Here is a 13,813-nt window from a genome sequence, read left to right as displayed (position 1 = left end):
GACCGCGTGGTGCGATGCGAGGCCTCACTGGAAAGGACGAGCCGTTCTACCCATCGATGACGTGCACGACGGACTCGAGATCGGGCGACCGCTGGAGAAACGAAAAACGGCTGAGCCCCGGTAACCCGGGACTCAGCCGTCGTGTCGTGCGCGAGGGGGGACTTGAACCCCCACGCCCTTGCGGGCACTGGCACCTGAAGCCAGCGCGTCTGCCAATTCCGCCACTCGCGCGAACCAAGAGACTGTAACACGACGGCCGGATGCATCACGAATCGGGCATCCTCCCGAGGACGGATCTTCACCGGATAGCCAGGGCGTTTTCCAGGGTTCCGACTAACATGCATGTAGTCATCGAGCCGGAAGCGGGAGACTGTGGGCATTCTGGACAACTTCGAGCGGGGGCTCGAGCGTGCCGTCAATGGCGCGTTCGCGAAGACCTTCCGCTCCGGGCTGCAGCCGGTCGAGCTCACCAGCGCCCTCCGCAAGGAGCTGGACACCCGGGCCGCCGTGGTCAGCCGCGACCGCGTGCTCGCGCCCAATCGCTTCGTTCTGCGCATGTCGCCGCCCGACTACTCGCGCATGAGGTCGATGGGCGCCGCGCTGACCGACGAGCTGATCGACTTCGTGCAGAAGCATGCCCGCTCGCAGCACTACCAGTTCGCGGGCGGCATCTCGATCGAGCTGGAGGAGGACGCCGAGCTCTCCGTCGGGATGCTGCAGGTCGAGTCCGAGAACGTGAAGGGCGACGTCGCCTGGACGCCCGTGCTCGACATCGACGGCCGGCACTACCCGCTGACGCATTCGCGCACCGTGGTCGGGCGCGGCGCGGAGGCCGACATCACCGTCGACGACACCGGCATCTCCCGCCGGCACATCCTGGTCACGTGGGACGGCCAGCGCGCCCAGGTGGAGGACCTCGGCTCGACCAACGGGTCGAAGCTCGACGGCCAGCCGCTGAAGAAGGCCATCCTCCAGCCCGAGTCGGTCATCAGCATCGGCCGCACGCGCATCGTCTTCCGGGTGCTGCCCCAAGCCGCGCCCTCCTCGCCCGGACGGGTGGACGACGCGACCAGACGCCACGACGTCGGCAACTTCTGGGGTCCCTCGTGAACCCCAGCGAGCTGACCCTGCTGGTGCTGCGGTTCGGCTTCCTCCTGCTGCTCTGGCTGTTCGTCTTCGGCATCGTCTACGCACTCCGCACCGACCTCTTCGGCCAGCGCGTGCGCAAGCTGCCGGAGTCGCAGGCGGCGGCCTCGCCGTTCCCGGCGGCAGCCGCTGCGGCGAGCGCGCCCGCCGCTCCGCGCCCCGCCCCTGCCGGCCCGACGGAGCCGGTGATGAAGGCGGCTCCGGTCTCCACCCTCCCGTCCGGCGCCAACCGCGCGAGCGGCGGCACCAACGCCAGCGTGCAGACCGCGCGGCGCCTGGTGATCACCTCCGGCCCTCGTGCCGGCACCGAGCTGCCGCTGGGCCGCGACCCGATCACGATCGGCCGCTCCGGCGACTCCAACCTCGTCATCCGCGACGACTACACCTCCACCCACCACGCCCGCCTGCTTCTCTGGAACGACGAGTGGATGATCCAGGATCTCGACTCGACCAACGGCACCTTCCTCGACGGCCGCCGCGTCACCGTCCCGACCCAGGTCCCGCTCGACACGCCGATCAAGATCGGCACGACCACGTTCGAGCTGCGGCGGTAACCCGGTGGCGGCGAACAAGGCGGCGGCCATCTCCCATGTCGGGAAGATCCGCTCGAACAACCAGGACTCCGGCTACGCCGGACGGGACCTGTTCGTCGTCGCCGACGGGATGGGCGGCCACGCAGGAGGCGACGTCGCCTCCGCCATCGCCGTCACCCGCATCCGGGAGGCCGACCGCGAGTACGAGACGGCCGGGGAGGCGGAGTTCGCGCTGCAGTCGGCCCTGATCGCCGCGAACTCGCTGCTCGCCGAGACCGTGTTCGAGCATCCGGAGCTCACCGGGATGGGGACCACGGTCAGCGCCATGGTGCGCGTCGGCGACGAGATCGCCTTCGCCCACATCGGCGACTCCCGCATCTACCTGTTCCGGGACGGCGAGCTGAAGCAGGTCAGCACCGATCACACCTTCGTGCAGCGGCTCGTCGACAGCGGCCGCATCACGGAGGAGGAGGCGATGGTCCACCCCCGGCGCTCGGTGCTGATGCGCGTGCTCGGCGATGTGGACGCCTCCCCCGAGATCGACACCTGGACGCTGGACACGCGCCCGGGCGACCGCTGGCTGATCTGCTCCGACGGACTGAGCGGCGTGGTCAAGCACGACGACATGCAGGCAGCGCTCGCGTCGAAGGAGGGCCCGAGGCAGGTCGCCGAGCGCCTGCTGAAGCAGAGCCTCGACGCCGGCGCGCCCGACAACGTCACGGCCGTGGTGCTCGACATCGGCGACACGACCCGGGGCGACGTGCTGAAGGACCCGGTCACCGTCGGTTCGGCGGCGGCCCCGCTGCAGTTCGGATCGGAGCCAAAGCCCGCGACGCGCGCCTCGCGCCTTCCGGCCCTCCGGTTGCACCCCATCCGCCCGGCCACCGGCCCGACGCACTTCGAACCGCAGTCCGAGGACTACCTCGACGAGCTCATCGAGGAGGACGCCCGGCGCGTGAGGCGCCGGCGCCTCACCTGGATGGTCGGGCTCATCGTGCTCGTGGTCGCGATCGTGCTAGCGATCTTCTTCGGCTACCAGTGGACGCAGTCCAGGTACTACGTCGGAGAGTCGCAGGACGGGCGCGTCGCCATCTTCCAGGGCGTTCAGCAGGGCATCGGGCCGATCAGCCTCTCGCACCTGTACGAGGAGACCGACGTGCCGGTCGACGGACTTCCCACGTACGACAAGCAGCAGGTCGAGCAGACCATCAACGCCGACGACCTGCAGTCGGCCAGGAACATCGTGGAGCAGCTGGACAATGCCGGCGGACAGTAGAACGGCCGCGCGCGAGCAGGCCAGGCCGACCCGGAACGCCACCGGGCCGGTGAAGCGGCTGCGCCTTCCCGCGAAGCTGCGCAACCTCGAGCTCTTCCTGCTGGTCATCGCGTGCGGCATCAACGCGGCGGCGGTCGTGCTCGTGCAGCTGGGCGCGCTTGGGCACGTCGATCTCACCCTCGTCTACCTCGGGGCGGGCCTGTCGGCCCTCGTGATCGGGATGCACATCGCCCTCCGCTTCGTCGCGCCGCAGGCGGATCCGTTCCTGCTCCCGATCGCCACGCTGCTGACCGGCATCGGGATCGCCGAGATCTACCGCATCGACATCCACTACAAGGACGCGGGATGGGACAGCGCCGGCGTCAAGCAGATCGTCTGGAGCGCGATCGCCATCATCTGCGCGATCGCCGTCATCGTCCTCATCCGCAACCACCGCATCCTGCAGCGCTACACCTACCTCTTCGGCCTCGCTGCCCTCGTGCTCCTGCTTCTTCCGATGCTGCCGGGCATCGGCAAGGAGATCTACGGCGCACGGGTGTGGATCGGGATCGGGCCGTTCAGCTTCCAGCCCGGCGAGATCGCCAAGCTGTGCCTCGCCGTGTTCTTCGCGGGCTACCTGGTGCAGACGCGCGAGTCGCTGTCGGTGGTCGGCAAGAAGTTCCTCGGCATCCGGTTCCCTCGCGCCCGCGATCTCGGGCCGCTGCTGGTCGTCTGGCTGATGGCCATGGCGGTCATCGTGTTCCAGCGAGACCTCGGCACCGGTCTGCTGATCTTCGGCCTGTTCCTCGTCATGCTCTACGTCGCCACGGCGCGCATCAGCTGGGTCATCCTCGGTCTGCTCCTGATCGTCGGCGGCGCGGTCGTCGCCAGCCAGCTGCTGCCGTACGTGCACGACCGTTTCGCCAACTGGCTCACGCCGTTCTCGCCGAACGTCTACAACGCGCTCGGCGGCAGCTTCCAGCTGGTCCAGGGCCTGTTCGGGCTTGCGCACGGCGGCCTCATCGGCACGGGACTGGGCCAAGGCCAGCCCTGGATCACCCCGGTGTCGCAGAGCGACTACATCATCGCGAGCCTGGGCGAGGAGCTCGGCCTCGCCGGCCTGTTCGCCCTCTTCGCGCTCTATCTGGTGTTCGTGGCGCGCGGCCTGCGCATCGGCTTCGCCGGGCAGGACGACTTCGGCAAGCTCCTCGCGGTCGGCCTGTCGTTCACGGTCGCCCTTCAGTGCTTCATCGTCATCGGCGGCGTGACCCGCGTCATCCCGCTGACCGGTCTGACGACGCCGTTCCTGGCGGCCGGCGGCTCCTCGCTGGTGGCCAACTGGATCATCGTCGCGCTGCTGCTGCGGCTGTCCGACACCGTCCGCAACCAACCCCGGCTGGTGGTGAGCTAGATGAACCGCGAGATCAAACGGGTGAGCACGATCGTGGTCGCCATGTTCCTGGCGCTGCTGGTGTCGACCTCGATCCTCCAGGTGTTCCAGGCGGACAGCCTCGGGGCGGATGCCCGCAACACCCGCGCCCTCAACGACAGCTATCAGGCGCAGCGCGGGGCGATCCTCGTCGCCGGTCAGCCGGTGGCGCAGTCCGTGCCGTCGAACGACGTGTACAAGTGGCAGCGCGTCTACAGCAACGGCCCCCTCTACTCCGCGGTCACCGGCTTCTTCCCGATCAACGGGGAGCCCACCGGGCTGGAAGGGGCGCTCAACGACAAATTGAGCGGCTCGTCCAACTCGCAGTTCTTCGACCGCATCAACGCCGTCCTGACCGGAAAGAGTCCGCAAGGCGCGACGGTGGAGACCACCATCGACCCCGTCGCACAGCAGGCTGCCTGGGATGCGCTCGGCGACTACCAGGGTGCGGTGGTCCTCCTGCAACCCAAGACGGGCAAGATCCTCGCCATGGTGTCGAAGCCCACGTACGACCCCAACACGCTGGCCTCTCACGACGGCAAGACCGTGGAGTCGAACTACCAGCAACTGCTCGACGCCAAAGGCGACCCGCTCATCAACCGGACGATCGGCGGCGACCTGAACCCGCCGGGGTCGACGTTCAAGCCCGTGATGAGCGCAAGTGCGTTCGGCACCGGCGACTACACCAAGGACAGCCAGCTTCCGAACCCGGCCTCGCTCCCCCTTCCGGGCTCGCCGACGATCGTGAAGAACGACTCCCTCACCACCTGCGGACCGGGCGCGACGGTCTCGATCGCGACCGCGCAGATCTTCTCCTGCAACATCCCCTTCGCGGAGCTCGGGATGCAGCTGAAGCCGCAGGTCATCAAGGACCAGGCCGACAAGTTCGGGTTCAACCAGGACCTCAGCATCCCCATCCCGGTCGAGAAGAGCGTGTACCCGCTCTACACCGATCCGGCCAAGCGCGCCCTCGGCTCGTTCGGCCAGATGAACGACAAAGCGACCCCGCTGCAGATGGCGATGGTGTCGGCGGCGATCGCCAACGGAGGAACACTGATGGCGCCGAACCTGGTCGACTCCATCCGCTCGGCCGACATGCAGACGACCGAGGCCTTCCAGCCCAAAGAGTTCTCGCGACCCGTGAGCAAGGAGAATGCGGACACCATCAAGCAGATGATGGTGGACGGCGTCGATCGTGGCGTGGCGAGCAATGCAAGAATAAGTGGGGTCCAGGTCGGCGGTAAGACGGGGACGGCGCAGAACGGGGAGAACGACCCCTACACGCTGTGGTTCACCGGTTTCGCGCCGGCGAACGATCCCGAGTTCGCTGTGGCGGTGGTTGTCGAAAATGGCGGTGGACAGGGTCAGAGCGGCACGGGTAACTCCATAGCTGCTCCGATCGCGAGGAAAGTACTAGAGGCGGTGCTGAATAAATGAGACCCACAGCAGGGCTCACCTTCGGGGGACGTTACGAGCTGCAGTCGCGGATCGCGATCGGCGGCATGGGCGAGGTGTGGCAGGCCACGGACCTCGTCATCGGCCGTACCGTCGCCATCAAGATCCTGAAAGACGAGTACCTCGGCGACCCCGGCTTCCTCGAGCGCTTCCGCGCGGAGGCCCGCCACGCCGCCCTCGTCAACCACGAGGGCATCGCCAACGTCTACGACTACGGCGAGGAGGAGGGCAGCGCCTTCCTGGTGATGGAGCTGGTGCCCGGCGAGGCGCTCTCCAGCATCCTGGAGCGCGAGCACGTCCTCAGCACCGACCGCACGCTCGACATCGTCGCTCAGACCGCGGCGGCGCTGCATGCCGCCCACGCGGCAGGCCTGGTGCACCGCGACATCAAGCCCGGCAACCTGCTCATCACGCCGGACGGCCGCGTCAAGATCACCGACTTCGGCATCGCCCGCATCGCCGACCAGGTGCCGCTCACGGCGACCGGTCAGGTCATGGGCACGGTTCAGTACCTCTCGCCCGAGCAGGCTTCCGGCCACCCCGCCTCGCCGACGACCGACATCTACTCGCTCGGCATCGTGGCGTACGAGTGCCTCGCCGGCCGCCGCCCGTTCACCGGCGAATCGCAGGTCGCGATCGCCATGGCGCAGATCAACGAGGCACCGCCCGAGCTTCCCGCCACCGTGGCGGAGCCTGTCCGCAATCTGGTGTTCGCCTGCATCGCGAAGAACCCGGCCGACCGGCCGGCGTCCGCCGCCCACCTGGCTCGCGCCGCGCAGGCGCTCCGCCGCGGCGATGTGCGCGCCGCCGCTGCCGCCGTGCCCGCGATCCTCGGCGCAGCCGCGGCGACCGACGCCGCGACTGTACTCATGCAGTCGCCCGGGGCCGCGCCGACGCAGGCCACCACCGTGCTCCCCGCCACCGCCGCGATGGCCGTCGAGGAGGAGCAGACCGAGGCGCCGGTGGAGGAGCGCAAGCGCAGCCGCTGGACGTGGCCGCTGATCGCCCTCATCGCGCTGCTCGCCCTCGTGCTGATCGGCACGATCATCGCGCTGGTCGCCCAGCCGAAGGCCGCGCCCAGCCCGACACCCTCCACGACCCCCACGCAGACGCAGACCACCTCGCCGAAGCCGTCGCCCACCCCGACGAGCAACACCGTGCAGATCACCGAGAGCGACTTCCTCGGCCTCACCGCCGACCAGGCGCGCGACAAGCTGCAGGGCCTCGGGATGGTCGCCGACGTGTCGCAGGGCAACGCCGCGACCACCCAGGACCAGGCGAACAAGGTGTACTCGGTCAACCCGACCGGACCGGTCCCGAAGGGCTCGACCATCTCGGTCAAGGTCTACGGGCCGGTGGCGCCTATCCAGACGCCGACCGACACGGTGACCGCCAACCCGCCCTCGGGCCAGGGCACGCCCAACTCGCAGATCACGGTCAACTTCGGCTCGGCCACCTGCCCGGCGGGCCAGAACCTCGTCGGCCGCCGCCTGTTCGTCAACGGCCAGCCGCAGACCCCGGTCAACGACACGAAGATGATCTGGTCGCCGAGCGCCGCGGGCACCTACCAGCTCACCTACACGATCTTCTGCGGTGAGTCGGTCGAGTCCGACCAGTCGAAGCCGCTCTCCTACGAGGTGGTCTCGTCGACCCCGGCGCCCGGCGCGGGAGCCGGCGGCAGCAGCGGCGGCAGCAAGCCCTGACCCGCCCGGCCGCGCCCGAGGAGATACCCAGAAAGGCACCGCTACACTAGCCGGAGTCAGCACCCAGAAGGAGTCCGCATTGAGCCCAGATAGCCGCCTGCTCGCAGGCCGATATCAGGTGGGCGAACTCATCGGCCGGGGCGGCATGTCCGACGTGCACCGCGGGACCGACACCCGGCTGGGGCGCACCGTCGCGATCAAGCTGCTGAAGCCGTCGCTTGCGACCGACCCCGCGTTCCGCACCCGCTTCCGTCAGGAGGCGCAGGCGGCCGCGCGGATGACGCATCCCACGATCGTGCGCGTGTTCGACGCGGGCGAGGAGACCGTCCGCGAGCCGAACGGCCACGAGGCGCAGCTGCCGTTCATCGTGATGGAGCACGTCGACGGCGTGCTGCTGAAAGACCTGATCAAGAAGGGCCCGCTCGAGGTCCAGGAGGCCGTGCGCATCACGGAGGGCATCCTCACCGCGCTCGAGTACTCGCACCGCGCCGGCGTGGTCCACCGCGACATCAAGCCCGGCAACGTGATGATCACGAAGGCCGGCCAGGTGAAGGTGATGGACTTCGGCATCGCGCGGGCGATCAGCGACTCCTCCGCGACCGTGGCCCAGACGACCGCCGTGCTCGGCACCGCCAGCTACTTCTCGCCGGAGCAGGCGAAGGGCGAATCCGTCGACGCCCGCACCGATCTCTACTCCACCGGCGTCGTGCTGTTCGAGATGCTGACCGGTCGTCCGCCGTTCCGCGGGGACACCCCCGTCGCCGTCGCCTACCAGCACGTGAGCGAGACGGCCGTCGCGCCGAGCACGGTCAACCCGAAGGTCTCGCCGGCGATGGACGTCGTGGTCGCTCGTGCGCTGACCAAGGACCGCTTCGAGCGCTACCAGACGGTGGCCGAGTTCCGCGCCGACCTCGAGGAGGCCGCGTCCGGCCGGGTGCCGAAGCGCAAGCACGAGGACGAACTGGCCGAGACCCTGTTCGGTGCCCCGCCGAGCCAGATCTCGGGCCCCGAGGCCGCCTTCCGCCAGCTCGCCGAAGACCAGACCATGACGCGCACGCAGCGTCGCCCACCCGTCATCTGGGTCTGGGCCGGCATCGCGATCATGGCGGTGGTCATCGTCGCGGTGCTCGCCTGGGTGCTGCGGCTCGCGCCGAGCACGACCATGCCCGACACCTCGCGCAAGGTCCCGAACCTGTCCGGGCAGACTCTCGAGAAGGCCTCGGCCGAACTGGAGTCGATGAAGCTGAAGTGGGTGCAGAGCACGGAGCCGAGCCCCACCTACCAGTCCGGCGAGATCGTGCGCACGGACCCGGGCGCGGGGATCGTCGTCGCGACCGGCGACACCATCACGCTCTACGTCTCCTCGGGCAAGAAGACGGTCTCCGTGCCGGATGTGCACAACATGACCGTCGACGCCGCCAGCCAAGCGCTCCAGCAGGCCGGGCTCACCGTCGGTCCGACGACCTCGGAGAACTCGCCGACGATCCCCGCGAACATCGTCATCTCGACCGATCCGGCGGCCAATGCATCCGCGCACGAGGGCGACGCGGTCGGTTTGCACGTCTCGAGCGGCAAGGTCACGCTGACGGACCTGACCGGGCAGACCCTCCAGGCGGCGTCGGGGATACTGACGCAGCTGGGCCTGTCGTCGAACCCGAAACCCGACCCGAGCTGCCCGCAGGACAAGGGCGCGACGATGGTGCATACGCAGTCGCTGGTAGGGGACGTCCCGCAGGGTTCGACCGTCGACCTGACCTACTGCTCGGGCTGATCCGCCGCTCGCCTGCGTCGGCGCGATTCAGCCCAGCTTCACCAGTGGGTTGAGGGCACGAGCGGCCTCGGCCGCTCCGGCGAGGCCGGCGACCTCGAGCCAGTTGCCGAGCATCCGGTAGCCGCCCTCGGTCAGCACGGACTCCGGATGGAACTGGACGCCGTAAATCGGCGCCTCGCGGTGCTGCAGCGCCATGATGACGCCGCCCGCGGTGCGGGCCGTGACATGGAGGTCGTCGGGCAGCGTACCGTCGACAACCGCCAGCGAGTGGTAGCGCGTCGCCGTGAACGGCTGTGCGACACCGTCGAAGAGCGGGCTCTGGTCGTGGGTGACCTGCGAGGTCTTCCCGTGCATGAGCTCCTCGGCGTTGGTGACGACGCCGCCGAACGCCTCGGCGATCGCCTGGTGCCCGAGGCAGACTCCGAGGAGCGGCTGGCCGGTCTTCAGCGCCTGCTCGACGACCGGGATGGACACGCCCGCATCGGCCGGCTTGCCCGGCCCCGGCGAGACCAGCACCGCGTCGTACTCCGCCAGAGTCGACGGGAGGTCGTCCATCGCGATGTCGTCGTTGCGGACGACGACGGTCTCGGCTCCGAGCTCACGCAGGTAGCCGTTCAGCGTGTAGACGAAGCTGTCGTAGTTGTCGATGACGAGGACGCGGGTCACGGCCCCACGGTACCTTCCTGCGGGCCGAGGAGCGAATCCACCCAGGGGAACACCCAGGTGACGAGCGCGAAGAGCACGAGCGCGACCAGGACGAGAAGGATGAGGAGCCGGACCCACCACGGGCCGGGCAGGACACGCCACAATGCTGCGTACACGGTCAGCCTCCCTGCCCGACCGCCGCGGCGATCTCGCTCGGAATCTCCCGCGGCGGCGCGTAGGACTGGAACACGTTGTAGGCGATCAGCCGCTCGCCCGCGTGGAACGGCGGGTTGCAGGTCGTGATCGTCATCAGCCGGTCGGTCGGCGTCGCCTGCGGCTGGCGCGGCACCGGGAGCAGCACCTGGACGGCCGACGGCTGGACGTACTCGAAGTTGCGGAAGGTGTAGGTGTACCAGCCGTCCTTCGTCTGCACGTAGATGTGGTCTCCGATGTGCAGCTTCGACAGGTCGATGAAGGTGTTGCCCCAGCCGGAGTCGTGTCCGGCGACGGCGAAGTTGCCCACCTGCCCGGGCAGCTGCGAGTCGATGTAGTGACCGACGCCGGCGGTATAGCTGTTCAGCACCCGCTCCACGTCGACCGTCTGCCGGATGGTGCGCTTCCAGTCGGGGCCGAGTCGCGGCACGTAGATCACAGCGAACGGCTCGTACGGCGCCGGCTTCGCGAGCACCGGCGGATCGACCTGCGCCGTCGTGGTGTCGGGCTTCGGCTTCGGCACCTTCATGGCGTCGTCGATCCACTTCTGGCTCTGCTGTGCCGCCGCCGTGGTCTGCTGGCCCGCGAGGACCAGGTTGTTCCACCACACCTGCCAGCCGAGGAACAGCAGCACGAGCACGCCCGCGGTGATGAGCACCTCACCGGCGACGCCCAGCACGGTGGGCCGGCGGTGCGGCCGTCGCGTGCGGGGTCGGGTGGCGGTCATATGGTGGATTCTAGAGAGCGTCGCTGGGAAGAGACACAGTTCTCCACAGGCCTACTCGAGTTCTGCACACGAATAGCTCATGACACCGGGCCAAGCGCATGGTCGAGCTCTAGAGCCACCCGTCGACCACGTCGTCCGCTCGTCGCTACTGCCACCGCGAGGCCGACCAGCAGGAGGGCGAATCCCGAGACGATGAAGGTGGTCCGAGCCGAGGAGACGGCAGCCAGCAGGGATCCTGCGCCCATCCCGAGCGGCCCCAGGGCGATTGCGGTGCCGTAGAAGATGGAGTTCACTCGGCCGAGGACATCGTTGTCCACGAGGCGCTGCCGGAGTGTCGTCGCGGTGATCGCCCACATCATGAGCGGTAGTCCCTGCACGAAGAACACCGCACCGATGGCCCAGGGGTCGTGCAGGAAATATACGCCGATGAATCCCAGTCCATAAAGCGGAGTCGCTCCCCAGAGAACCGCCGTCCGGGTTCGCCTTCCGACGAACCCTCCGAGCGCCGAACCGACCAGCGATCCCAGCGCGGTCGTAACCAAGAGGAAGGCGAACGCCGCCTCTGTACCTCCCAGTTCGCGTGTGACGAAAATGACCAGCGGCCCCTCCGGCATCCATCCGAAGAAATTCCATCCGGCGGTGAGAACGAGCAGCGCGACGATCGCGCGCCTGGCGCGAACCGCGCGAATGCCTGCAGCGACGTCGCTCAGCAAGCGTGGTGCAGCCGTGTCGCGAACGGGCAGGGCACTGTCAGGCCGACAGCGCGCGGCTCCACGCGGGATACCCGCTGAGAGCAGTCCGCCGGACATCGCAAGCAGAGCGGTCGTCACGAGAAGGGAGAGCTGATGGTCGACGCCGAAGAGAACCGCGCCGAGGACCGGTCCTATCACTCCGTTGGCGAACGTCTGGCCGAATGAGATGTATGAGTTGTATCTCTGCAGGCGGTCAGGTAGCACGACCTCGGGAATTACCGCACTCGACGCTGTCTCGAACAGTGTCTCTCCAACACCGAGCAGCGCGGCGGCCGCCATGAGCAGTCCAATGCTGCCGAGTCCCGTACCCATCATGGCGACGACGGCGATCATCACCATCGCGCGGAACGCGTTGGCGAACGAGCTTGTGAGGAACCTGTCGTAACGGTCCGCGATCACCCCGAGCGGTGCGGTGAGCGCGACCGAGGAGACCACGCGAGCGATGGCGATCGCGCCGATGCCCAGCGGCGAGTCCGAGATGGTCAGCGCCAGAAGGGGGACGACGGCCAGCTGTACCCCGTCGCTCAGATTCGACGTGAACGAAGCAACCACAACGTTCGGCCCCGACCGCATCGGGTTCCGTGATCCGATGGCTGTCATCGGGGCTCGATCCGGCTCGTTGAGCAGGCGCAAGACCCCCCAAGACGGCCGCAGAGTTTTCCGCTAGGCACGGCTGGCCAGTGCTCGGCGTCCAGCAGGCCGGTGGTGATCGCGATGGCTACGAGTGCCGGCCTGTTCGAAGCCGCGAGGACCCGACCCATGGCGGCAACGTGGTGGGCAACGGTGTGCGTGGTAATTCTCAGGCGGGCACCGACCTCCTCATAGTTGAGGCCTTGACTGACAAGGGCAAGGACCTCTACCTGGCGGGCAGAGACCTTCCACTCACAGCGCCACTGAGTTCGTGCATTTCGAAATGTGCTCAAACGACCGATGTACCTCCCCGAACGGGCCAAATCTTTATAGCAAGCGTCAGTGAAGCGGCACACTAGCGATTCATGCCATCCCTTCCATCAAACTACCTGTATCGGGGATTTGAACATTGTCTTTTTATATTTCGCTTGTTCCATGCAATACATCGATACCTGCGGAACAAGAGATTTCTGGAGCGTGGCGGTCCCGTCTCTGACCCTCTCCCAGTGGGTCGAGCCCAGGCTTGCAGCCGGCACGGGCGTTGCGCACCACGCTCGCGCTCTCAAGGACGAAGGGGCGACCGTCGTTCGGCGGGCGGTCCCGTCTGCCCTGTGCGAGCGGCTTGAGCGAGGCATCCTGGAGGCGCGTCGTTCGTTCGGTCACGAGGTCTTCGAGCTTTCCGACCCACAAGCGGTCGGCAGGGCGGGCAACTTGGCGAGCCCACGCCATTGACTACTCCTGGGCCGAGGGTTTCGTGGATCCGCTGGACAGCACCAGAGACGAGCGCGTGACGGTATGGGATGAAGCGACAGGAACGATGCTCGAAGAAGTTCAGTTTCTCTTCTCTCCGTCCTTCGCCGACTTCCTTTCCCTTGCCGACTCCGCCGGATGGCAATGCGCGCGCGTCTTCGACGCGGGGGGCGAACCGTTCGACATGGCCGCAGAGCCATGCGCCGACGACGGGGGCTCGCGTTGGCTCCTCTTGCGAAACCGAGGACCGCGCCCCACAAGCGGCTCGGAGGAGTCATGACCAGCGGCATCCACAGGCCTATCCCCCGTTCGGGGGCATCAGGAACCCCGGGGGCTTCCCCGCTACACTGTGGTGCTATGGCACGCAGCAAGTCGAAGACCCGGATCGAGCGCCCCGCGCGCGCGGAGCGCGCACAGGCGACCTCCGGAGAGGACGCGCCGAACCCGGTCTGGTTCAAGCCGGTGATGTTCGGCTTCATGCTGCTCGGCCTGGTCTGGATCATCGTCTTCTACGTCAGCCAGAACCAGTACCCGATCCCCGCGCTCGGCGCCTGGAACATCCTGGTCGGCTTCGGCATCGCCTTCATCGGCTTCCTGATGACCACCCGCTGGCGCTGACGCCGCCACCCACCGACATCCCGAGACCCGGGCCGGCCCGGGTTTTCGCTTGTCCACAGTTCTCCACAGGTTCCATGTGGATAGTTGCGGCTCGTTCCCGCGCGGTTTCCCCAGTGTTAATAAGCCTGTGGAGAGTTACACCCGTGTAATTACCCACAGTGTTAATAAGCCTGTGGATAACTTATC

At 67.7% G+C, this 13,813-nt stretch carries 13 protein-coding genes and 1 tRNA gene; 8 read left to right on the top strand and 6 right to left on the bottom strand.

What is annotated here, in order from left to right:
• Positions 1–147: 147 nt before the first annotated feature.
• Positions 148–231, bottom strand: a tRNA-Leu gene (locus HNO83_RS09050).
• A 141-nt stretch (positions 232–372) separates the two neighbouring features.
• On the opposite strand from HNO83_RS09050, the gene HNO83_RS09045 reads away from it, so the two are divergent.
• The 7 genes from HNO83_RS09045 to pknB all read left to right on the top strand — a co-directional run bounded on the left by HNO83_RS09045 (position 373) and on the right by pknB (position 9,292).
• Positions 373–1,110 carry an FHA domain-containing protein gene (locus HNO83_RS09045; RefSeq protein WP_175337197.1) on the top strand — a complete coding sequence of 246 codons (738 nt, stop codon included), beginning with the start codon at positions 373–375 and terminating at the stop codon, positions 1,108–1,110.
• Positions 1,107–1,700, top strand: coding sequence for an FHA domain-containing protein FhaB/FipA (locus tag HNO83_RS09040; protein ID WP_175337196.1), 594 nt, complete (start codon positions 1,107–1,109; stop codon positions 1,698–1,700). Before HNO83_RS09045 ends, HNO83_RS09040 begins: the two co-directional genes overlap by 4 nt.
• Before the next feature lie 4 nt (positions 1,701–1,704).
• The gene (locus tag HNO83_RS09035; protein WP_175337195.1) at positions 1,705–2,955 is read left to right on the top strand and encodes a PP2C family protein-serine/threonine phosphatase; all 1,251 of its coding nucleotides are present in this window, start codon (positions 1,705–1,707) and stop codon (positions 2,953–2,955) included.
• Entirely contained in the window at positions 2,939–4,345 is a 1,407-nt protein-coding gene (locus HNO83_RS09030) for an FtsW/RodA/SpoVE family cell cycle protein (RefSeq protein WP_175337194.1), read from the top strand. Before HNO83_RS09035 ends, HNO83_RS09030 begins: the two co-directional genes overlap by 17 nt.
• Positions 4,346–5,800, top strand: a complete 1,455-nt coding sequence (locus HNO83_RS09025; protein ID WP_175337193.1) for a peptidoglycan D,D-transpeptidase FtsI family protein — start codon at positions 4,346–4,348, stop codon at positions 5,798–5,800.
• Entirely contained in the window at positions 5,797–7,521 is a 1,725-nt protein-coding gene (locus HNO83_RS09020; RefSeq protein ID WP_175337192.1) for a serine/threonine-protein kinase, read from the top strand. Before HNO83_RS09025 ends, HNO83_RS09020 begins: the two co-directional genes overlap by 4 nt.
• A 118-nt stretch (positions 7,522–7,639) precedes the next feature.
• The gene (gene pknB / locus HNO83_RS09015) at positions 7,640–9,292 is read left to right on the top strand and encodes a Stk1 family PASTA domain-containing Ser/Thr kinase (protein WP_349627116.1); all 1,653 of its coding nucleotides are present in this window, start codon (positions 7,640–7,642) and stop codon (positions 9,290–9,292) included.
• Between the two features lie 27 nt (positions 9,293–9,319).
• On the opposite strand, the gene HNO83_RS09010 is transcribed toward pknB, so the two are convergent.
• The 5 genes from HNO83_RS09010 to HNO83_RS20865 form a co-directional block, all read right to left on the bottom strand.
• Positions 9,320–9,958, bottom strand: a complete 639-nt coding sequence (locus HNO83_RS09010) for an anthranilate synthase component II (RefSeq protein ID WP_175337190.1) — start codon at positions 9,956–9,958, stop codon at positions 9,320–9,322.
• Entirely contained in the window at positions 9,955–10,113 is a 159-nt protein-coding gene (locus HNO83_RS09005) for a hypothetical protein (protein WP_175337189.1), read from the bottom strand. Before HNO83_RS09005 ends, HNO83_RS09010 begins: the two co-directional genes overlap by 4 nt.
• A 2-nt stretch (positions 10,114–10,115) precedes the next feature.
• Positions 10,116–10,877: a class E sortase gene (locus HNO83_RS09000; protein WP_217498854.1), complete on the bottom strand. Its 762-nt coding sequence runs from the start codon at positions 10,875–10,877 to the stop codon at positions 10,116–10,118.
• A 77-nt stretch (positions 10,878–10,954) separates the two neighbouring features.
• The gene (locus HNO83_RS08995) at positions 10,955–12,229 is read right to left on the bottom strand and encodes an MFS transporter (protein WP_175337188.1); all 1,275 of its coding nucleotides are present in this window, start codon (positions 12,227–12,229) and stop codon (positions 10,955–10,957) included.
• Positions 12,226–12,615: a response regulator transcription factor gene (locus HNO83_RS20865; protein ID WP_502708426.1), complete on the bottom strand. Its 390-nt coding sequence runs from the start codon at positions 12,613–12,615 to the stop codon at positions 12,226–12,228. Before HNO83_RS20865 ends, HNO83_RS08995 begins: the two co-directional genes overlap by 4 nt.
• A 751-nt stretch (positions 12,616–13,366) precedes the next feature.
• On the opposite strand from HNO83_RS20865, the gene HNO83_RS08985 reads away from it, so the two are divergent.
• Positions 13,367–13,627, top strand: coding sequence for a cell division protein CrgA (locus tag HNO83_RS08985; RefSeq protein ID WP_175337186.1), 261 nt, complete (start codon positions 13,367–13,369; stop codon positions 13,625–13,627).
• Positions 13,628–13,813 lie beyond the last annotated feature (186 nt).

The sequence above is a fragment of the Leifsonia sp. C5G2 genome (genome assembly GCF_013359685.1).
GTDB lineage: Bacteria > Actinomycetota > Actinomycetes > Actinomycetales > Microbacteriaceae > Leifsonia.
Note: the sequence above shows the minus strand (reverse complement) of the source record. Positions and strands in the feature narration are given on the sequence as shown.